Genomic DNA, 21,536 nt, shown 5'->3' on the forward strand with positions numbered 1-21,536 from the left:
GCGGTTTAGAAAAAGTGAAGGGGGCGTTTATGTGTTAGAGGTAAAAGAGTTAGTCAAAACCTTTGGGGATTTTAAAGCAGTTGATCATGTATCCTTTACGATACCGGACGGGAAAATTTTAGGATTAATTGGCCAAAATGGTGCCGGGAAAACAACTACATTTCGCTTGATTTTAAATTTTTTAACACAAGATAGCGGGTCGGTTTTATGGAATGGTCAACCATTAAATGAAAAAGAGTACAATATTATTGGTTATTTACCAGAAGAACGGGGTTTATATCCTAAAATTACGATTGAAGACCAACTAATTTATTTCGCTTCATTGCGGGGGAAAACTAAAAAAGAAATTGAACCTAAAATTGACTTTTGGATGGAAAAATTTCAAGTTAAAGGCAAAAAAACAGATAAAGTTAAATCTTTATCAAAAGGAAATCAACAAAAAGTTCAATTGATTGCGACACTTATTCATGAACCGAAGTTAATTATTTTAGATGAACCATTCAGCGGCTTGGATCCAGTTAATGCAGAATTATTAAAAGACGGCATTATTGAATTGAAAAATCAAGGTTCTTGTGTCATTTTTTCCAGTCATAATATGGACAATGTGGAGAAAATCTGTGACCATTTAGTCATGTTAAAAAATGGACGCATGGTTTTAGATGGTCAGGTTCATGAAATTCGACAACAATTTGGTCGAACAAAATTATTCTTAGAATCACCGTTATCTGTTGAGGAAGTTGCTGCTACAGTAGGTGTGAAAGAAGCACACTTGCGACAAGATGGCGTCTTAGAAGCGACATTAGAAAACGCTGAAGTAGGCAAAGTGTTGTTTGATAAAGCGACAGCCAACGGCTACATTCCAATGTTTAATCAACAACCACCAACATTGGAAGAAATTTTCAAAATGAAAGTAGGTGGGCAAGATGAGTAAATTTTGGATTATTGCGACTGATGTCTATAAGAAAAATGTGAAGTCGCTGTCTTTCTTAATCATGATTTTAGCGCCATTTCTTCTTGTAGGAATTGTTTACTTAGCGGGCTCTCTAGCTAGCGGTTTTTCAGGAGATACTACCATTGGTCTGGTTTCGGAAAACCAAGCGTTGGTTAAAGAGTTGACAAAGAATAAAACAGAGGACTTTTCTTTCAAAGCTGTTTCTTCTGAGAAAAAGGCCCAAGAACAATTAAAAGACGAGAAAATTGATGCCTATTTACTTTTGGACACTACAGATAATCAGATTTCTGGTCAGCTTTACTCTGAACGCTCTTTAGGAAATGCAACCGAGATGCTAATTCCTCAAATGTTAAACCAATTACAAACAATGGCGAATGCCAATCGTTTAAACCTAACAGCTGAGCAAGTTGCCATGTTGAATCAACAAGCAACATTTAAAAAAGCCAAAATTAGTTTTGATGAAAATGGCAAAATAAAAACAGGAGAAGATAACACAGGGATTCAAATGGCGTTAGCAATGGGGATAACAATTTTGTTATTTGTCTTCATCAGCAGTTATTCTTCAATTATTGCCCAAGAGATTGCTTCTGAAAAAGGCACTAGAATCATGGAAGTTATTCTCTCTAGTACAAAAGCGCAAACCCATTTTTATGGCAAATTAACTGGGGTTATTCTAGTAGCTTTAACACAAATTTTCATTTACGGAGTGGCGTTTGTTCTCGGCTATTCTCAATTGAAAAATCTTGATTTTATGAAAAGTCTATTAAGTGGTATTTCACCACAAAGTATTTTTTCATCAACCTTTATTTTTACATTAGGCTTTTTCATTATTGGTATTCTCGTTTTTGCTGTTTTGGCAGCACTTTGTGGTTCTCTTGTTTCCAAACCAGAGGATACAGCAAAAGCAGTTCAGCCCATCATGTATATTGGTTTAATCGGTTATATGATTGGCATTACGTTTGGGACGAATGATCCACAAAATATCGTGGTGAAAGTGACTTCCTTTATTCCGCTGATTTCGTCATACATTATGCCAGTACGCTTGGCGACCGAAACGGCATCAACAATGGAAGCAATTGTCTCATTAGTGATTTTGGCAGTTTTTGGAATTATTTTAACAATCTTCTCTGCTCGTTTATACAAATCAAACGTTCTTGTATACAGCGAAGGCGGCATGATTCAATCCTTAAAACAGTCAATTTCTATTTTAAAAAATGAACAAAAGCATAAATAATTTTTGTTTAACTCTAAAAGGACCCGGTAAATCAGTCAAAGTGACTGATCTGCCGGGTCTTTTTTAGGCACCGTTCGTCGTTCAACTAGACGAACGGTTAATTTTTTTTCAGGAATCTTCGTCTGATTTAATTGGTTGTATAGGTAAATAAATGAGTTTTCGGCTTGATACTGAATGGCATAATCAACAGTCGTAATATGCATCAACTCACTGACATAACTATTATCAAAGCCAATGACAGCGACATCGCGAGGAACGGCATAATTTAGATTTTCAAGTTCTGAAATAAACTCAGCTGCTACGTGATCATTATAAAAGGCCAAAGCTTCCGGCTTGTCGGTTAATTGTTGCCAGTAATGGGCAATTTTACGACCAGAATGGTTAGTATACTGATCATTAATCAGCCATTCAGCTTGCCAAGGTGCCTGAGTGTTTTCATAAAAATCTTTCATTGCACGTTTTCGTGCGTGCGTGTTTAAATTTTCGGGATTACCGAGGACATGACCAATTTTTTGGTATCCTTGTTGTTGTAAATATTCTAAGGAACGATAATAACCAGAGTAATGATCAATGTAGGAAGAATATATATTGGGTGAATCGATACGATGCCAGGTTGCTAAAGGGCCATACGCGCTGTAAGGCTCAATCACCGACCATTCATTTGTTCGTGTCAATAAAAACAAGCCATCTAATTGTTTGTATTTTAATTGGTTCAAGGCATCAATTTCTTTCTGCTGATCGCCATCTGTAAAAAATAAGGTTACGGAATAATTGTATTTTTTGGCAATTGAAATAAAGCGATTCAAGAAAATACCTAAGGAACCTAAATAGCTAGGGGCTAAAAAGCCAATGGTTTTTGTGGCACCTGCTCGTAAATTCCGCGCCACATAATTCGGGGTATAATTTAATTCTTTCATTGCTTTGAGAATTTTTTCTTGACTATCGGCACTCACATATCCTTTTCCAGAAATTAAGCGAGAAACAGTCGATTTCGAGACACCGGCAACTTTTGCTACATCAATGATAGACGTCATTTTTTACCTCCAAAGTGGAATGTATTCTTATAAGAAGTATAGCATACATTTTTTTGAAAATAGTGCTTGACATGGGAACATTCCCATAATTTATCCTAAATATGTAAACGATAACAATTTAATCAAGGAGGAAGAAGACGGATGACAAGAGGAGCATTAAAAATTGCAACAATTGGTGGCGGTTCTAGTTATACACCTGAATTAATTGAAGGATACATTAAAAGAAAAGATGAACTGCCAATTAAGGAAATTTGGTTAGTCGATATTGAAGCTGGTAAAGAAAAATTGGAAATCGTTGGTGCAATGGCGAAGCGCATGATTAAAGCTGCTGGTTTAGATTGGGAAGTTCATTTAACATTGGACCGTGAAGCAGCCTTAAAAGGGGCGGATTTTGTTTCAACACAGTTTCGTGTAGGATTATTAGATGCTCGCATTAAAGATGAACGGATTCCTTTGTCCCATGGGGTATTAGGCCAAGAAACAAATGGCGCTGGAGGAATGTTTAAAGCATTTCGAACAATTCCTGTCATTTTAGCTATTATTGACGATATGAAACGTCTTTGCCCAGATGCTTGGTTAGTGAATTTTACCAATCCAGCTGGAATGGTTACGGAAGCCGCAATTAAACATGGCGGTTGGAAAAAAACAGTTGGCTTATGTAATGTGCCGATTGGTCATAGAAAACAAGCGGCCGAAATGCTGGGAATTCCAGAAGAAGACTTATTCTTTAAATTTGCTGGAATTAATCATTTCCATTGGCACCGCGTTTGGGACAAAGAAGGACAAGAGCGAACACAAGAACTCATTGATTTAATTTACGGGCCTAAGCAAGAGCAAGAAAGTCATTTGAAAAATATTTTTGATGCGCCGTTCCATTATGAACAGTTGAAAGATTTAGGAATGTTACCATGTGGTTATCATCGCTATTATTATATTGAAGATGAGATGTTGAAGCATTCCATCGAAGAGTATGAACGGGGCGAAACAAGAGCACAAGTGGTTAAAGAAACGGAAAGTCGTCTGTTTGAACTATACAAAGATCCCAAACTAGATTACAAACCAAAAGAATTAGAAGAACGGGGCGGCACACACTATAGCGATGCAGCTTGTGAAATGATTGCATCAATTTATAATGATAAACGAACGGATATGGTTGTTTCTACTGAAAACAATGGGACAATTACTGATTTACCGTATGATTGTGTTGTAGAAGTGTCTGGTCCTGTGACAGCACATGGCCATGAACCTTACAACTGGGGAGCCTTTCCGCCAGCAGCACGAGGAATTATTCAAAATATGAAAGCTATGGAAGAAACGGTTATTCGAGCAGCCATCAATGGTGATTACGGCGCAGCATTGCATGCTTTCACTATTAATCCATTAGTTCCTGGCGGCGTCATGGCGAAGACCTTGTTGGACGAATTATTAATTGCCCACAAAGCACATTTACCGAATTTTGCAGATGCGATTAATAAAATTGAAGAAACACAACCAGAAACAGTCACATATGTGGCCGAATTAATGAAAAGTAATTAAAAAATATCGCACGCTAAAGATTCGTTTAGTGTGCGATACTTTTTTTAGAATAGGAAGCAAAGGGTTCCGTTTTTTTCTTGACAGTAAAATGATAGGTTTGTTGCCGGAACAGCCACTGAATACCAGAGTAAATTAAAATTTCAGCAATAATAAATGTCGAAAGTTTCTGTGCGGAAAGGAATAATAGCGTTAAAATTAAAAATAAGACGACACAGGTATAAAAAACGTGTTGCAATTTTTTAGAATTGATAATCGTGATTTCTTTGGTATCTTCAGTAACTTCAATGCGCCGATAAAACTGGAACCAGCCTTCATAGAACGTTAAAACATCCCCAGGATCAGCCTCAATTTCAATAGGTACATTAGTAAAAAGCTTCCCTTGATGCACACCATTTTTATAAAATGTAAAATAGCGTAACGCGCCCCAAGCTGATGTTTTTCGTGTCAATGTAATCTTCATGGTTTTCACCTCCGTCTTTATTTTGCCATAGTTTCGGTAAAATTGTATCCTACTAAAGTCCGATTCTCTGATTTTAGGGTCAGAATTGACAAAAGAAAGCAGAGGTGTTAATGTGGGAGTAATTAAACGAGGAGGTATAATTGTATGTTGGCATCTATCAGAATTTGGATTGACTTTTTGACAAAATAAATTGAATAAATCTTATCAAAAAGTCTGAAATTAAAATTCATGGGTGACGTGTGTACTTTTATACGAAACTACAAGGATAGCGATTAGGCTGTCCTTTTTTGCGTACCCAAGATTCTTTCGTTTCAGAAATGAAAGAAGAGGGCAAAATGAAAAAATTAAGTATTCATCTGAAAGAAGTAAGTATTCACTTTTCGGGAAAAACAATTCTAGAAATTGATGAATTATTTGTATATGAAAATGAAAAAATTGGGATTATTGGTAAAAACGGCGCAGGAAAATCAACACTGCTCAATTTAATTATGGGTAAGATTCAATCAGATAAAGGAAAAGTTCAAAGATTGAACGACTTTCATTACTTGGCACAAGTAGCTGAAGAAATAACGAATGAATCAGAGAAAACTGACAAAAACTGTTTGCTAAATCAGAAAAATCAAAAACTAAGTGGTGGCGAAAAAGTCCAAAAACGCTTAGCAACATTATTTTCAGAGTATCCAACCGGGGTTATTTTAGATGAACCAACCACACATTTAGATAAAGAACATCGTCAGTTGTTAGTGGCGGATTTAACGTATTATTATGGGACCGTTTTGTTTGTTAGTCATGATCGCTTTTTCTTGAATCAATTAGCAGAGAAAATTTGGGAAGTTTCGGATGGACATGTCAAAGAATATTTAGGAAACTACGATGCGTATTGTCGTCAAAAAGAATTGGAACAGCAAACACAATATAATGTCTATCATCAATATCAAAAGGAAAAGAAAAAATTACAGGAATCTTACGCAAAGAAACAAGCACAAGCGCAAAAATCTAGTCATGTTTCAAAAAAACAAAAACAAAAGCAAATTAAACCTAGTCGTTTAGCTGGTTCTAAACAAAAAGATACCGTACAAAAAGCACTCCAAAAACAAGCGAAAGCGATTAATGCCAGAATTGACAGATTACCCGATGTTGCGCAAGCAAAACAAGAGCGAAAAATTATTTTTCCTACTAATAATCAGTTCTCTTTATACAATCCATATCCAATTAGAATTGAAAATTTAACTTTCGCTTATGAGAATCGAACAATTCTTAACCAAGTGAACGTTCAAATTCCTTTAAACGAAAAAATAGCACTTTGTGGAAAAAATGGTGCTGGGAAGAGTACCTTCCTTCAACAAATTGAAGCTCGTCACCCGGCCATTTACTTTTCTCCCAAAGTCCGGTTAGGAACGTATCATCAATTAGATTATCGATTAAAAAATGATGAACCACTGTTGACTTATTTATTGAAGCGGACAAATTATTCTGAAAAGATTGTGCGTTCACTTTTATATCGGCTAGGTTTTCAACAAGAAAATTTACAGACAAAGATATCTTCTCTAAGTGGTGGCGAAGCCATAAAAATTACTTTGGCGCAACTGTTTATAGAACCAAATAATATTATCTTATTGGATGAACCCACCAATTTTCTTGATTTAGAGACAATCCAAGCACTTGAAGAATTTATAAGTGCCTATCAAGGAACAGTAATTTTCACCTCGCATGATGAAACGTTTGTGGAAAAAGTAGCCACCCGCACTATTTATTTAGAAAACGGGGAATTTATTGATAAATAAAAAAAGTAAACAAAAAGTCGCTATTTTAGCGACTTTTTGTTTAGACTTCTTCAATTGGTAAATAGGTGTATTCTGCAATTTCTGCGGCATGGGAGCCAGCAACATGTCCAGTGACAAATGCAGCTGTAACATTGTAGCCTCCAGTATAGCCATTAATATCTAAAAGTTCACCAGCAAAAAATAAACCATTGACTAATTTGCTCTCCATTGTTTTAGGGGTCACTTCTTTGAGGGAAATCCCACCGCCTGTGACAAAAGATTTTTCCAAAGGCAATGTTTTCGTAACAGTGAACTGAAAGTCTTTCAGTAGTTCCACAAAGGAAAGACGTTGCTTTTCTGTTAGTTGTTTGGCAGGCACTTCTTCAATTGCTAGTTTCTCTAGATAAAAAGTGAGCAGCCGTTCTGGTATTAAAGAATGAAAGGCATTTTTTGCCACTTTATTTGGCTGTTCCTCAATCATGTAATCAACATTTTTCAGCACTTCTTCAAAAGATTTTGTCGGAAACACATCCAAGGCTACCGTGACAGGTTGATTGCCGTTGCGAGTTAATTCTTGGTTAATAAAACTAGAACAGCGGAGCGCGGCAGGTCCTGAAATGCCAAAATGTGTAAACAGCATATCCATTTGATGATTAACTAAAGGTTTTCCTTTTTGGTTCAAAACAGTTAAATTAACATCTTGTAAAGAGAGACCTTGCAACGTTTTATCAAGGATAAAAGGTTCTTCAGAAATAATAGGCGATTCGGTAGGGTAGAGCGAGCTGATGGTATGCCCCATTTTTTTGGCTAGTTTATAGCCATCACCAGTTGCTCCCGTGGAAGGATAAGTGCGGCCGCCAGTTGTTAATACAACACACGGTGCATAAATTTTTTCCAGTTCGGTTTCAACGCCAATTATTTGATCGTCTTTTCGTAGTAATTTTGTGACCTGTGTTTTTGTAAAAACAGTAACTCCTAATTCGTTAATGCGGTTAAATAGCGCATCAACAATTGACTTCGATTTATCTGTAACAGGGAACATGCGTCCGTGATCTTCTTCTTTTAAGTGAATACCATTGGATTCAAAAAAGTTCATGATATCATAGTTATCAAATTGTGAAAATGCGCTGTATAAAAATTTTCCATTCCCAGGAATAAATGAAATGATTTCTTCTGCGGGCCGATTATTGGTTACATTACAGCGGCCGCCACCAGTCATTAATAATTTTTTCCCAACACGGCGATTTTTTTCAATCAATAATACTTGAGCACCAGCTTCTGCGGCCGCAATCGTGGCCATCATACCACTCGTCCCAGCACCGACAATAATTACATCAAATTTCTTCATAGTTCTCCTCCAATTCAATAGGTAGTGTACCATAATTACGGGATTTTTTCTGGATTTAAGGAAAAAATAAACGTTTGACTATGGTAATTTTTGAATTTTCAGTTAAAATAAACCTATAACAATGAGAGGATGATTAAATGGACGCAAAACAATATGTTAAAAATATTCAAGAAAAGATTCACCAATTAGACCAAGGTCAAACAGAATATTTACAAGCAGTCGATGAGTTTTTACCAACCGTAGAAGGTTTTTTAGAAAAAAATCCTCAATACATTGAAGCAAATGTTTTAGGTGTCTTGATTGAACCTGAACGTATTTTTCAATTTCGTGTGCCGTGGCAAGATGACCAGGGCAACTGGCATGTGAACAGAGGCTATCGTGTCCAATATAATTCAGCGATTGGACCATACAAAGGTGGTTTGCGGTTTCATCCAAGTGTGAATTTAAGTGTGATGAAGTTTTTGGCCTTTGAACAAATTTTTAAAAATAGTTTAACTGGTTTGCCAATCGGTGGCGGCAAAGGTGGTAGTGATTTTGATCCAAAAGGTAAGTCAGATGCTGAAGTGATGCGCTTTTGTCAAAGTTTCATGACCGAACTTCAAAAACATATTGGTCCAAGTACAGATGTTCCAGCAGGCGATATTGGCGTAGGCGCTCGTGAAATTGGTTATTTGTTTGGCATGTATAAACGCTTGCGCAACTATGATGCAGGAGTGTTGACTGGCAAACCTTTAGGATACTGGGGAAGCCAAGCAAGAACAGAAGCGACGGGTTATGGAACGGTTTATTTTGTTAAACATTTATTAGCAGATAAAAACGATACGTTTGAAGGCAAAAAAGTCGCTGTTTCTGGTAGCGGGAATGTCGCAATTTATGCCATGGAAAAAGCAACTGAGCTAGGCGCCACAGTAATCACATGTTCCGATTCGTCTGGTTTTGTCTATGATCCAGAAGGAATTGATGTGGCGTTAGTAAAAGAACTAAAAGAAAAAAATCGTGAACGCATTTCAAAATATGTTGAAACACGTAAAGGCGCAACTTATTATGATAAAGAATCTGTTTGGGATTTCGAAACAGCGTATGACATTGCGTTACCATGTGCAACACAAAATGAAATCAACGAAAAGCAAGCCGCTATTTTAGTGAAAAACGGAGTGAAAGTCGTGGCAGAAGGCGCAAATATGCCTTGTACACTAGAAGCAGTCGCCGTTTTTGCTAAATCAGCTGTAATTTATTGTCCAGGCAAAGCCGCTAATGCAGGTGGTGTTGCGGTTTCTGCCTTAGAGATGAGCCAAAATGCTGAACGTTTAGCTTGGTCCTTTGAAAAAGTTGACGGTATGCTAGATCAAATTATGCAAAACATTTATGAGACTTGTCGTGATACAGCTAACGAATATCAGGAACGAGATAACTTTGTTTTAGGTGCGAATATTGCTGGCTTTGAAAAAGTAGCGGCAGCGATGCTAAGTCAAGGACTCGTTTAATAACAAAAAATGCTAGGATTTCCTAGCATTTTTTATTGGTTTGTTTGATTAAGAGAATAAATATCTCTAATTAAATAGTTAAAATTAAACAATTGGTCTATCCAAAAGAATTTGCTTGAAAAAATGTCTAAAAACACGTAAAGTATACATGTAGTAAGTTTACTTTCGAGGAGGAAAAGGAATGTCACACATTCAATTAGATTATTCCAAATTAGCACCATTTGTTGCTGACCATGAATTGGAATACATGCAAACACAAGTCACTGCAGTGGACAAAGCATTACGTGAAGGTACAGGAGCTGGTAATGATTTTACTGGCTGGATTGATTTACCAGAAAACTATGACAAAGAAGAATTCGCGCGTATTAAAAAAGCAGCAGCAAAAATTCAATCTGACTCTGAGGTATTAGTAGTCATTGGTATCGGTGGTTCATATTTAGGTGCCCGTGCAGCAATTGAATTTTTGACACATTCATTTAATAATCTATTATCAAAAGAAGAACGGAAAGCGCCACAAATCTTCTTTGCTGGAAATAGCATCAGCTCAACTTATTTAGCTGATTTAATCAATGTGATTGGTGATCGTGATTTTTCTGTCAACGTTATTTCAAAATCTGGAACGACAACAGAACCAGCGATTGCTTTCCGCGTCTTTAAAGAGTTATTAATTAATAAATATGGCAAAGAAGAAGCCAATAAACGTATTTATGCGACAACTGACCGTGCTAAAGGAGCAGTAAAAGTTGAAGCTGATGCGGAAGGTTGGGAAACATTTGTGATTCCTGATGATGTAGGCGGACGTTTCACTGTTTTAACGCCAGTAGGTCTTTTACCAATCGCTGTTAGCGGTGCGGATATTGATCGTTTAATGGAAGGTGCAAATGATGCACGTAAAGAATACGGCGCTACGAGCGACTTAAAAGAAAACCAAGCCTATCAATATGCTGCGTTACGTAACATTTTATATCGTAAAGGCAAAACAACTGAAATGTTAATTAACTATGAGCCTGGCATGCACTATTTCTCTGAATGGTGGAAACAATTATACGGTGAATCAGAAGGAAAAGATGGCAAAGGTATTTTCCCAGCAGCCGCAGACTTTTCAACTGACTTACATTCTATGGGTCAATATGTTCAAGAAGGGATGCGTAACTTATTTGAAACAGTGGTTAAAATTGAAAATCCACGCCATAGCATTTCAATTCCAGAACAAAATGAAGATCTAGATGGCCTAGGCTATTTACAAGGAAAAGAAATTGACTTCGTCAATACAAAAGCGTTCGAAGGTACGTTGCTTGCTCACACAGATGGTGGTGTGCCAAACATGATCGTTAAAGTGCCAACAATGGATGCTTATTCATTAGGTTATGTTATGTACTTCTTCGAAATTGCGGTGGGTATCTCAGGTTACTTAAATGGGGTTAATCCATTTGATCAACCAGGTGTTGAAGCTTACAAACGCAACATGTTCGCTTTATTAGGTAAACCAGGATTTGAAGAATTAGCAAAAGATTTAAATGCACGTCTATAATTTGTAAATAATAAAAAAAAGAGCCAGAAATACTTACGTTTCTGGCTCTTTTCTTCTGTTTAAATTATTTTTCCAAAGGTTCGTTCCATTTTTTAGGACTCCAAATGGTTCCTTCCAATGCAACTTGAAGACTTTCATTATCATCTTCTAATTGTTCAATATATTTGATGGTTTCCTCGATAATAAAAGAATTGGGTTCTTCGCTGATTGACTGAAGTTGTTCTGCTAACCATGTATTTCTCATTTTTCTTCACCTCAAAATGTAGTCTATCATAGGTGAGCTTTTTAGTAATGAAACTTGCTTATTGGTTTTCCTTTAAAATAGCATAAATTCGTTCAATATCCGCTTGGGTGCCTCTTAATTCATAGTCAGCTAAGAAGGGAAAGTTAAATTGTTCCGCATACTGTTTAGCTGTCAGGCAGTATTGGTGGTTAAAGTTTTTATTGCCGCTGCCCACCACGCCAGAGCAATAACGATAATTATTTTCAAAAGCAAGATATTCACGCATGACTTCTGTTAAAATTTCGGTATTGCCGTTGTTAATGCCATCACCACCATCTAAATAGGTAGGCACAAAAGTAAAAAATGGTTCTGTTTCTACTTCTAACGGAGAATTTTCCGAAATTTCTTTGAAAGTAATCGTAGGATTTTTTTCATTTTGCTGATGTTGCTCTTCGGCATAAACTGTTAAACGTTGAACAAATGAGCGTGTATTACCAGAGATTGAAATATATCGTATATTCATCAGAGATCCCTCCAAATAAATTTAATTGTTTACGTAAGTATAGCACATCTATGTGAAAAAAATTCAAGATCAATAATTATAAAGCGAAAAAAATAATGCCTTTTTATTACCCATTATAAAAGTGAAAATTTGTTATTTTAATTCATTTGGGTAAGTATTGAATTTTGCGAAAAACTTTGCTAAGATGGTAGAGTATTGAATAAAGAATGGTTGGGCGAAAGCTTCAAGGATTCAGTTCTTCAAGGGGTGAGAAGAACAATTTTTGAGTTTGCGCCTTTTTGCATACCTAAAACAAAAGGGCTGAGCGTATCTCTATTTCGCTAGTCCTTTTTCTTATATGCTAAAGGTGTAAAAACTAAGGAGGTGGAGACAATGGTACAAGAAGTACTAGAACAAATCAAGGCAGCGGAAGATGCGGTGGAAGAGCATCGGCAACAAGCTAAGATGAATTGTCGATTATATGAAGAGCAAAAGCAAGAACGTTTAGCTGAACTACGTCAAGAGAGTGAAGAAGCTGTTGAAAAAGTGCTGACGGATTCACTAGCAACGCAAGAAAAGATGTTACAACTTGAAAAAGAACAACTTTTAGATGAAACAAAGCGCACTGAACAAGCGCTTCACGAACGTTACGAAGCGAACAAAGAACAAGTCATTGATTCAATTATTGAGAGGGTGAAAGACGTTTATGGCAGTTAGTAAAATGGAAAAAATGACAATAATTGCCGCTGCCGAAAAAGAAGCAGCAATTCTACAAGCCATTCAAGGCTTGCAAATTGTCGAAGTAAAACGGATTTTTCATTCGCCTGAAGAAGAACAAGCCTTAAAGAGTCAATATTCTTTTTTACAAGCAGAACAGTCAACTGAACAGCTACGTAAATATGAAACGATGCTACAACAATTGCAAGAGCTTCTTTTATTTTTGACACGCTCTTCAGGAAAAGGGTTAAAGATAAAAAGAAAAGTCTATACTTTGGAAGAGTTGGAACAAACCTTTGATGAAGAAACATTACAAAGCTATTTGACGGAATTAAAGAATATTCAAGAATCTTTGAAACAAATTCAAACGGATCGTCAAGGATTAGAAGCCGAAGAAGAATTATTAGGCCGCTGGCAATATCTGGATGTTCTACCGCACAAACAGCAGTTAAAAAGTAGTTATGTCGTTCATGGTTCGATAAATCTAGCCAATAAAGCCAGTTTCTTGAGCGCTTTGTCTCAATGGCCAACGGTTTATTTTGAAGAAATTTATCAAAGTATGCATCATAGTTACTTTACACTCGTTTACCTGAAGGAACATCAGCAGAGTGTAACCGAGTTATTAAACCAATATAGTTTTGAACCACTCCAATACCGTTATGATGTTCCGCCTAAAGAGGCATATCAACAAGTCAAAGAACGATATGAAGTTTTACAAAAAGAAGAAAAAGCCTTAAAGCAACAACTGGCTTCTTATCATGATTTCTATGAAACGTTTTGCTTGGCTGAAGAAGTCTTATTGGCGGTTATCCAAAGAGAACAAGCACGTCAACATTTGTTAAATGCTTCATCATTTTTCATCTTGCAAACGTGGATTCCACTCGAAGAAAAAGCCGAGATTTTGACAGCGATTGAAGAAAAAGTTCCTAAGGACGAAATAGCTCTTACTTTTGAAAATCCTACGAAGGCGGAAATTGAGACGGATATACCAGTTAAACTAGCGAATAATAAACTGGTGCAGCCGTTTGAAATGTTAACAGAGATGTATAGCTTACCAAAATATGAAGAAGTTGATCCGACACCTGCGATGATGCCGTTTTATCTAGTCTTTTTTGGCATGATGGTAGCGGATATTGGCTATGGCTTACTGATGCTACTCTTGTCTATTATTGCGTTGAAAGCATTTGTCTTACCGAGAGGCATGAAGCGTTTTGCCGACTTTTTCTTGATTTTATCATTTCCAACAATTATTTGGGGCTTCATTTACGGTTCGTTTTTCGGTGCAGCATTACCGCCAACAATGTTTGGAATCAAATCACCATTTCCGATTTTATCAACGACCGAAGATGTAAATACGATTCTTATTTTATCGGTTATTTTTGGGTTTATCCAATTGGTTGTCGGTTTAATGATTAATGGGATTCAGTTATCAAAACAAAAGCGCTATTTAGATAGTATTAACGAAAGTTACGCTTGGTTAGGGATTTTGTTTGGTTTAGCATTGTTAGTCGTTGGTAAATTAGTGGTTAAAAATGAAGGCTTATTTACAGCAGGTGCGATTTTAGCAAGCCTTTCTGCCATTGCAATTATTGTGATTCCAATGATTCAATCGAAGGCCAAATTAAAAGGCTTAGCCAAAGGACTGTATGGACTATACGGTGTGACAGGTTATGTCGGTGATTTAGTTAGTTATACACGTTTGATGGCGTTAGGAATTGCTGGGGGAAGTATTGCTTCAGCGTTTAATATGCTCGTAGAGTTCATGCCGCCAGTTGCCCGTTTTAGCGTGGGCATCTTGCTGTTAATTGTTTTACATGCGTTAAACATATTCTTATCGTTATTAGGTGCGTATGTTCATGGCGCACGTTTGCAATATGTTGAGTTCTTTGGAAAATTTTACACAGGCGGTGGCCGGGCGTTTAATCCGCTAAAAACAAAAGAAAAGTATGTCAATGTTGAGAAAAAATAGAAAATTATTTATTGGAGGAAAATAGAGATGATGGATTACTTAATTAATAATAATGGTGGAATTGTTTTTGCAGTATTAGGAATGGCAATGGCGACAATTTTTGCTGGGATTGGATCAGCCAAAGGGGTTGGCTTTACTGGGGAAGCAGCAGCAGCTTTAACGACGGAGCAGCCAGAAAAATTTGGTCAAGCGTTAATTTTACAGTTATTACCAGGTACACAAGGACTATACGGTTTCGTTATTGCTTTCTTAATTTATATTAACTTAGGAAACGATATGAGTATGGTTCAAGGATTGAACTATTTTGTAGCAGCTTTACCAATTGCTTTTGCAGGATTGTTCTCTGGGATTGCCCAAGGTCGTGTAGCCGCTGCGGGGATCCAAATTTTAGCGAAGAAACCAGAACATGCAACAAAAGGAATTATCTATGCTGCCATGGTTGAAACTTATGCCATCTTAGGGTTCGTAATTTCCTTCTTACTTGTATTGAACGTCAAATAATTGAGGAGGCAGATGGATGGATGCCATTGAAAAAATCATCAGTGAAATTAAGCAGCAAGGAAAGCAAGAAGTCGAAGCCTATGTCACCAGTGAACAAACGCGCATCGATCAAGAATTCCAAGCAGCACAACAAGAAATTTTGCTGAAGCAAGAACATGAAATAGAAAAACGACAACAACAATTATTAAAAGAATTTAAACAACGCCAACAACGGCAAACACTAGAAATTCGTCAGGATGCATTAAATAAAAAACAAGCATATCTTAACCAATTATTTGATGAAGTGGTCTTAAAGATGAATGAATGGTCAGCGGAAGAATTTCAACAATTTATGAAAGCACAATTAGGCTCACTTGAATTAACAGGAAAAGCAACCATTCTTTTAGGCGAGTATTCTCAAACGAAAGTGACGCAAGAATGGCTGACCGCTCTTTCTGATGCTACTGTTCAATGGGAGCTTTCAGAGGAAGTTGTTCCAAAAGAAAGTGGCTTTATCGTTGCAAAAGACGGTTTGGATTATAATTTTCTCTTTTCAGCATTAGTTGAAGAGATTCAAAAAACAGAAGGCTTTAAAGTAGCAGAAAAACTTTTCAGTTAAGAAGGGAGGACGTAGAATGAGAAAACCAACGTATCATCAAATTAATCCGCTGATTCGTTTAAAAGAAACGGAGCTGCTTTCTGAGCAACAGTTTCAACAACTTTTAGAAGCGGAAACAGTTGAAGACGTTAAAAATATGTTAAAAAGTACGGTTTATCAACCTTATTTAACCGAAACTTTTGAAGAAAAATTTGACTACCATTCTTCTGAAGCGCTGGGAAGTCTTTATCGCTGGTTATATGAAATGGCTCCAGAACCAGCTGTAGTAACGTTGTATACGATGCGTTTTACCTTCCATAACTTGAAAATTTTGACGAAAGCTGAGCGAACAGGTAAAGATTTTGATTATCTTTATTTAGAAGATGGTCGTTATTCTCTAAACACAGTCAAAAGTGCCATTCATACAAAAAACTCTTCCGAACTTGAGCCAGCATTATTAGAAGTGATCCGTGATGTTTTTGCCTATCTGGAAGAAGGCGGTTTGCCGCAAGCAATTGATATCCTTTATGATCGAGCATTTTTACAGCAACAGCGAAAATTAGCGGATGAATTGGGCTATGAAGAGTTAACGAAGGAAGTCATCGCTTTTATTGATTTAACCAATCTATCAACGATGGCTAGAGGAATTGTTCAACATCAAAACAGTAACTTTTTATCAACCGTGCTTTCTAGCGCTGGCAGTCTCTCAAAGAAAGAGCTGTTGACCTATGCGGAAAAGTCACTTGTAGAATTTACAGCATTTGTCAGAACAACGAATTACGGACAACTATTAGAAAAGATTATCAATAAAGAAACCAATGAATTAAATTTATTGGCTTTTGAAAAACTCAAAGATGATTACCTGACCTCAATGTATGAAAACGGTCGAACGGTTGCTTTTGGGCCGCTCCCATTACTAGCCTTTTTGAATGCGAAAGAAGTTGAATGGAAAAATTTGCGTTTAATTTTGGTCGGAAAACATAGTGGGTTTTCAAATGAAAAAATTCGAGAAAGGATGCGAAAAGTCAATGGGGTATAAAATTGGTGTCATTGGAGACAAAAATTCAATCTTACCATTTAAACTGTTTGGCTTTGAGGTCCATCATGCCATTTCAGAAATGCAAGTTAGAGAAGCCATTGAAACTATGGCAAAAAATAAGTTTGGGGTCATTTTCATAACGGAAGAAGCCTCTACTTTAGCAGAAGAAACGATTGAACGATACAAAGAACAAGTGACACCAGCGATTATTTTAATCCCAAGTCATAATGGTACAATTGGAATCGGTTTAAGTGAGATTGAAAAAAATGTTGAAAAAGCAATTGGACAAAATATTTTATAATGCAAAGGAGAATGAGCGTGCAAATTGGAAAAATTGTCAAAGTTTCAGGTCCTTTGATTTTAGCTGAAAACATGTCAGATGCTAGTATCCAAGACATTTGTCATGTAGGAGATTTAGGCGTTATCGGAGAGATTATTGAAATGCGAGGCGACGTCGCTTCGATTCAAGTATATGAAGAAACAACAGGCATTGGACCAGGAGAACCAGTTATTTCAACAGGAGAACCATTATCTGTTGAATTAGCCCCAGGTTTAATTGCCGAAATGTTTGATGGTATTCAACGACCATTGGATACATTTCAAGAAGTAACCCACAGTAACTTTTTAGGCCGTGGCGTTAAAATTGATGCATTAGATCGTGAGAAAAAATGGACGTTTGAACCGACTGTGGCAGTGGGTGAAGAAGTGTCGGCAGGTGACATCGTCGGTGTGGTTCAAGAAACACCGATTATTCAACATAAAATTATGGTGCCTTTCGGCGTTTCAGGAACGATTGTCGAAATTAAAGCAGGTGACTTTGCCATTAATGAAACAGTTTACTCAGTGGAAACGGCTAAAGGAACAGAAAGTTTTAGCATGATGCAAAAATGGCCCGTTCGGCGGGGACGTCCCATTTTAGAAAAACTAAGTCCCAAAGTACCGATGGTGACCGGACAACGCGTAATTGATACCTTTTTCCCAATTACGAAAGGCGGAGCGGCAGCAGTTCCAGGACCATTTGGCGCTGGAAAAACAGTCGTTCAGCACCAAATTGCTAAGTGGGCCGATGTCGACTTAGTCGTTTACGTTGGTTGTGGGGAACGCGGGAATGAAATGACAGATGTTTTAAATGAATTTCCAGAATTAATTGATCCAACAACTGGTGAGTCTTTGATGAATCGGACGATTTTAATTGCGAATACGTCAAATATGCCGGTAGCGGCACGGGAAGCCTCGATTTATACAGGGATTACCATTGCAGAATATTTCCGTGATATGGGTTACTCAGTCGCAATTATGGCGGATTCTACTTCTCGTTGGGCAGAAGCGTTACGAGAAATGAGTGGCCGATTAGAAGAAATGCCTGGTGATGAAGGCTACCCAGCCTATTTAGGTAGCCGCTTAGCTGAATATTATGAACGAGCAGGACAAGTCATCGCGTTAGGAAAAGATCATCGTGAAGGAAGCATTACAGCGATTAGTGCGGTTTCGCCATCTGGTGGGGACATATCAGAACCTGTCACCCAAAATACGTTACGCGTTGTTAAAGTATTCTGGGGCTTAGATTCTCAATTAGCACAAAAACGTCATTTTCCTTCTATTAACTGGTTGCAAAGTTATTCTCTTTACTCCACAGAAGTAGGGCAATATTTAGACTTGGAATTGCAAGGAAACTGGGCCGCTATGGTAGCTGAAGGGATGCGGATTTTACAAGAGGAATCTCAACTGGAAGAAATTGTTCGCTTGGTTGGGATTGATTCCTTGTCGGATAAAGACCGTTTAACGTTGGAAACAGCCAAATCATTACGGGAAGACTATTTGCAACAAAATGCTTTTGATGACGTGGATACGTTCACTTCTCGAACCAAACAAGCGAAAATGTTGCAGTTGATTCTAACTTTTGGTGAAGAAGGTCAAAAAGCCTTAAGTTTAGGCACTTATTTCTCTGAGTTAATGGCGGGAACAGTTGAAATCCGTGATCGCATTGCTCGTAGCAAGTATTTACCAGAAGAAGAATTAGAAAAATTGGATCGTTTACAAGCAGAAATTAAAACAACGATAAAAGAAATCATTGCTGAAGGAGGAATGACGAATGATTAAAGAATATCGCACAATCAATGAAGTCGTTGGTCCTCTGATGATTGTTGAAAAAGTGGCAGGCGTAAAGTACGAAGAATTAATTGAAGTACGCATGCAAAATGGCGAAATTCGCCAAGGGCAAGTTTTAGAAATCAATGGAGATAAAGCGATGGTCCAAATATTTGAAGGAACGAGTAACATCAATATTCGTGATTCAAAAGTTCGCTTTCTGGGACATCCTTTAGAATTAGGGGTTTCACCAGATATGATGGGGCGCGTTTTTGACGGCTTAGGTCGCTTAAAAGATAATGGACCAGAATTATTACCTGAGAAAAAATTAGATATTAACGGCGAAGTTATCAATCCAGTCGCTCGTGATTATCCCGATGAGTTCATCCAAACAGGGATTTCAGCGATTGACCATTTAAATACCTTAGTTCGTGGTCAAAAATTACCTGTTTTTTCAGCATCTGGCTTACCTCATAAAGAATTAGCGGCACAAATTGCCAGACAAGCCAACGTGTTAAATAGTGAAGAAGAATTTGCCGTAGTTTTTGCGGCCATTGGGATTACCTTTGAAGAAGCGGAATATTTTATGGAAGATTTCCGTCAAACAGGCGCAATTGATCGTTCAGTCTTGTTTATGAACTTAGCGAATGATCCAGCCATTGAACGGATTGCAACACCTAGAATGGCTTTGACAGCCGCTGAATATTTAGCTTATGAAAAGGGCATGCATGTCTTAGTTATCATGACGGATATGACCAATTATTGCGAAGCGTTACGAGAAATTTCAGCAGCACGCCGTGAAGTTCCAGGACGTCGTGGTTACCCAGGTTATCTTTACACGAACTTAGCAACGTTGTATGAACGGGCAGGCCGAATTCGTGGCTCAAAAGGTTCCGTAACACAGATTCCTATTTTAACAATGCCAGAGGAGGATAAAACACATCCAATTCCCGATTTAACTGGCTATATTACAGAAGGGCAAATTATCTTGTCCCGGGAACTATATAAGAGCGGTATCCAACCACCAATTGATGTCTTGCCATCACTTTCCCGTCTTAAAGACAAAGGAACTGGCGAAGGCAAAACGCGCGGGGATCACGCAGCGACGATGAATCAATTGTTCTCAGCCTATGCACAAGGGAAACAAGCCAAAGAATTAGCTGTCATTTTAGGAGAATCAGCTCTTTCCGATGTCGATAAAATTTACGCAGCTTTTGCCCAACGTTTTGAAGAAGAATATGTCAATCAAGGATTCGATACAAACCGTTCGATTGAAGAAACGTTAGATCTTGGGTGGGAACTATTGAGTATGCTACCGAGAACAGAACTAAAACGAATTAAAGAGGATATGCTCGATCAATATTTAACTGAAGGGAAGTAGAAAAATGGCTCGATTAAATGTTAATCCAACCCGTATGGAACTTTCCCGATTGAAAAAACAGTTAACTACGGCCACGAGAGGTCATAAGTTGCTGAAAGACAAACAAGATGAATTGATGCGACGGTTTATTGCGCTAGTCAAAGAAAACAATGAGTTACGTATTCAGGTTGAACAAGAAGTGACGGATGCGTTATCAAATTTTGTATTGGCAAACGCAACGTTGAACGAAGCCTTTATTGAAGAGTTAGTGGCAATTCCAGCCGAAAAAGTTGAATTAGAAATTATTGAACAGAACATCTTAAGTGTGCCAGTTCCTAAAATGATTTTTGATTACGATGAATCGGTTCAAGAAGCCCCCTTAGACTATGGCTACGTGAATTCAAACAGCGAGCTTGATCAAGCTTTTGCTAAAATTTCAAGCATTTTACCGAAATTATTAGCACTTGCAAATGTTGAAAAGACGTGCCAATTATTATCAAAAGAAATTGAAAAAACGCGTCGTCGTGTCAACGCCTTAGAGTACATGACGATTCCACAATTAGAAGAAACAATTTACTACATTCAAATGAAATTAGAAGAAAATGAACGTGGCGAAATTACACGTCTAATTAAAATTAAAAGCATGAACAAAGACAATTAGTTGTTAGAAAGAACGAGTACGAAGCCAGTTGGTAGCTTTCGTACTCGTTTTTAATAAAAAGGAGTGGAAAAAATGAAAAATAAAGAACGCCGCAAAGCGATTGCACTGAATTGTCAAAAATACGAAAGTGACTATGCTCGCTTGGTGGAACCAATTAATGAGCTACTGTTAAACTTGGGAGCAGCTATTTCAGAAGAAGCCGCGAAGCAAATCATTCTGAATATAAAACGTTATCATCACGGCGTGAAATATCTTCCTGAGTGTCATTTAGATGAAAGTAACCAGTTTATCGAAGATGGGCTTGAAGCCCTTAAAAAGGGAGATTTAGGCAACGGTGCATTACAACTATTTGGGGCTGGCTTAAACTTTGCTAGTTTTGCAGCAAAAGCACAAGGAACCAAAAAAATTGATGCCCACCAAATGTTGGCAGAACGTTTTACGAAGTTGTTGTCTGTAAAGTAGCCAGCTACTCATTGTGGATTTTAGTATCTGGGACAGTGGTCAAATTGACTTTTGTCCCAGATATTTTTTTATAAAAATATGAAACCTTTTACAGA

Annotated in this window: 21 protein-coding genes and 1 other annotated feature; of the genes, 16 read left to right on the forward strand and 5 right to left on the reverse strand. The window is 37.4% G+C overall.

From position 1 onward, the window contains the following. Positions 1-31 precede the first annotated feature (31 nt). On the forward strand, positions 32-931 hold the full coding sequence (locus tag AB3I34_RS02120; protein WP_010712418.1) for an ABC transporter ATP-binding protein: 900 nt from the start codon (positions 32-34) through the stop codon (positions 929-931). After that, positions 924-2,186, forward strand: coding sequence for an ABC transporter permease (locus AB3I34_RS02125; RefSeq protein ID WP_002357698.1), 1,263 nt, complete (start codon positions 924-926; stop codon positions 2,184-2,186). Before AB3I34_RS02120 ends, AB3I34_RS02125 begins: the two co-directional genes overlap by 8 nt. A gap of 35 nt (positions 2,187-2,221) precedes the next feature. On the opposite strand, the gene AB3I34_RS02130 is transcribed toward AB3I34_RS02125, so the two are convergent. Then, positions 2,222-3,220, reverse strand: coding sequence for a LacI family DNA-binding transcriptional regulator (locus AB3I34_RS02130; protein ID WP_002357697.1), 999 nt, complete (start codon positions 3,218-3,220; stop codon positions 2,222-2,224). Positions 3,221-3,361: 141 nt separating this feature from the next. Here AB3I34_RS02130 and AB3I34_RS02135 point away from each other — a divergent pair, with 141 nt between their 5' ends. Next, complete coding sequence (locus AB3I34_RS02135) at positions 3,362-4,756, forward strand: 6-phospho-beta-glucosidase (protein ID WP_010712419.1); 1,395 nt, start codon at positions 3,362-3,364, stop codon at positions 4,754-4,756. A gap of 25 nt (positions 4,757-4,781) precedes the next feature. Here AB3I34_RS02135 and AB3I34_RS02140 read toward each other — a convergent pair whose 3' ends face one another. Further along, positions 4,782-5,288: a hypothetical protein gene (locus AB3I34_RS02140; protein ID WP_002366637.1), complete on the reverse strand. Its 507-nt coding sequence runs from the start codon at positions 5,286-5,288 to the stop codon at positions 4,782-4,784. Between the two features lie 245 nt (positions 5,289-5,533). Between AB3I34_RS02140 and abc-f the strand changes: the two genes are divergently transcribed. Next, positions 5,534-7,000, forward strand: a complete 1,467-nt coding sequence (gene abc-f, locus AB3I34_RS02145) for a ribosomal protection-like ABC-F family protein (protein ID WP_025189371.1) — start codon at positions 5,534-5,536, stop codon at positions 6,998-7,000. 40 nt (positions 7,001-7,040) lie between these two features. On the opposite strand, the gene AB3I34_RS02150 is transcribed toward abc-f, so the two are convergent. Further along, entirely contained in the window at positions 7,041-8,327 is a 1,287-nt protein-coding gene (locus AB3I34_RS02150) for an NAD(P)/FAD-dependent oxidoreductase (RefSeq protein WP_010712421.1), read from the reverse strand. Between the two features lie 137 nt (positions 8,328-8,464). Here AB3I34_RS02150 and gdhA point away from each other — a divergent pair, with 137 nt between their 5' ends. Both gdhA and AB3I34_RS02160 read left to right on the forward strand, forming a co-directional pair. Beyond that, positions 8,465-9,811, forward strand: coding sequence for an NADP-specific glutamate dehydrogenase (gdhA, locus tag AB3I34_RS02155; RefSeq protein ID WP_010712422.1), 1,347 nt, complete (start codon positions 8,465-8,467; stop codon positions 9,809-9,811). A 181-nt stretch (positions 9,812-9,992) separates the two neighbouring features. Next, positions 9,993-11,342: a glucose-6-phosphate isomerase gene (locus AB3I34_RS02160; RefSeq protein WP_002357685.1), complete on the forward strand. Its 1,350-nt coding sequence runs from the start codon at positions 9,993-9,995 to the stop codon at positions 11,340-11,342. Positions 11,343-11,406: 64 nt separating this feature from the next. Here AB3I34_RS02160 and AB3I34_RS02165 read toward each other — a convergent pair whose 3' ends face one another. Together AB3I34_RS02165 and nrdI are read right to left on the reverse strand one after the other, a co-directional pair. Further along, positions 11,407-11,586, reverse strand: a complete 180-nt coding sequence (locus AB3I34_RS02165; RefSeq protein ID WP_002357684.1) for a hypothetical protein — start codon at positions 11,584-11,586, stop codon at positions 11,407-11,409. Positions 11,587-11,644: 58 nt separating this feature from the next. Beyond that, positions 11,645-12,088: a class Ib ribonucleoside-diphosphate reductase assembly flavoprotein NrdI gene (gene nrdI, locus AB3I34_RS02170; protein ID WP_010712423.1), complete on the reverse strand. Its 444-nt coding sequence runs from the start codon at positions 12,086-12,088 to the stop codon at positions 11,645-11,647. A 208-nt stretch (positions 12,089-12,296) separates the two neighbouring features. After that, positions 12,297-12,344, forward strand: a sequence feature (sodium ion sensor (DUF1646 type); this cis-regulatory element may regulate processes involved in with the transportation of sodium ions). A 116-nt stretch (positions 12,345-12,460) separates the two neighbouring features. Here nrdI and AB3I34_RS02175 point away from each other — a divergent pair. The 10 genes from AB3I34_RS02175 to AB3I34_RS02220 all read left to right on the forward strand — a co-directional run bounded on the left by AB3I34_RS02175 (position 12,461) and on the right by AB3I34_RS02220 (position 21,441). Then, the gene (locus AB3I34_RS02175; protein WP_002381927.1) at positions 12,461-12,784 is read left to right on the forward strand and encodes a V-type ATPase subunit F; all 324 of its coding nucleotides are present in this window, start codon (positions 12,461-12,463) and stop codon (positions 12,782-12,784) included. Next, positions 12,774-14,753, forward strand: coding sequence for a V-type ATP synthase subunit I (locus AB3I34_RS02180; RefSeq protein ID WP_010712424.1), 1,980 nt, complete (start codon positions 12,774-12,776; stop codon positions 14,751-14,753). Before AB3I34_RS02175 ends, AB3I34_RS02180 begins: the two co-directional genes overlap by 11 nt. Before the next feature lie 27 nt (positions 14,754-14,780). Further along, positions 14,781-15,254, forward strand: coding sequence for a V-type ATP synthase subunit K (locus tag AB3I34_RS02185; protein WP_002363905.1), 474 nt, complete (start codon positions 14,781-14,783; stop codon positions 15,252-15,254). A gap of 16 nt (positions 15,255-15,270) precedes the next feature. After that, entirely contained in the window at positions 15,271-15,852 is a 582-nt protein-coding gene (locus tag AB3I34_RS02190; RefSeq protein WP_010817260.1) for a V-type ATP synthase subunit E, read from the forward strand. 16 nt (positions 15,853-15,868) lie between these two features. Then, entirely contained in the window at positions 15,869-16,870 is a 1,002-nt protein-coding gene (locus tag AB3I34_RS02195) for a V-type ATPase subunit (protein WP_002363908.1), read from the forward strand. Continuing rightward, positions 16,860-17,171, forward strand: a complete 312-nt coding sequence (locus AB3I34_RS02200; RefSeq protein WP_002357676.1) for a V-type ATP synthase subunit F — start codon at positions 16,860-16,862, stop codon at positions 17,169-17,171. Before AB3I34_RS02195 ends, AB3I34_RS02200 begins: the two co-directional genes overlap by 11 nt. A gap of 17 nt (positions 17,172-17,188) precedes the next feature. Continuing rightward, a complete protein-coding gene (locus tag AB3I34_RS02205; RefSeq protein ID WP_010712426.1) occupies positions 17,189-18,970 on the forward strand; it encodes a V-type ATP synthase subunit A in 1,782 nt (593 codons plus the stop codon). Further along, a complete protein-coding gene (locus AB3I34_RS02210; RefSeq protein WP_002357674.1) occupies positions 18,963-20,339 on the forward strand; it encodes a V-type ATP synthase subunit B in 1,377 nt (458 codons plus the stop codon). Before AB3I34_RS02205 ends, AB3I34_RS02210 begins: the two co-directional genes overlap by 8 nt. 4 nt (positions 20,340-20,343) lie before the next feature. Next, positions 20,344-20,979 (forward strand): V-type ATP synthase subunit D, encoded by a 636-nt coding sequence (locus AB3I34_RS02215; RefSeq protein ID WP_010712427.1) that lies wholly within the window; start codon positions 20,344-20,346, stop codon positions 20,977-20,979. Between the two features lie 72 nt (positions 20,980-21,051). Next, positions 21,052-21,441: a hypothetical protein gene (locus AB3I34_RS02220; protein WP_010712428.1), complete on the forward strand. Its 390-nt coding sequence runs from the start codon at positions 21,052-21,054 to the stop codon at positions 21,439-21,441. Positions 21,442-21,536: the final 95 nt, after the last annotated feature.

Origin of the sequence: Enterococcus sp. C102(2024) (assembly GCF_040888205.1) — a bacterium.
Lineage (GTDB): Bacteria > Bacillota > Bacilli > Lactobacillales > Enterococcaceae > Enterococcus > Enterococcus faecalis.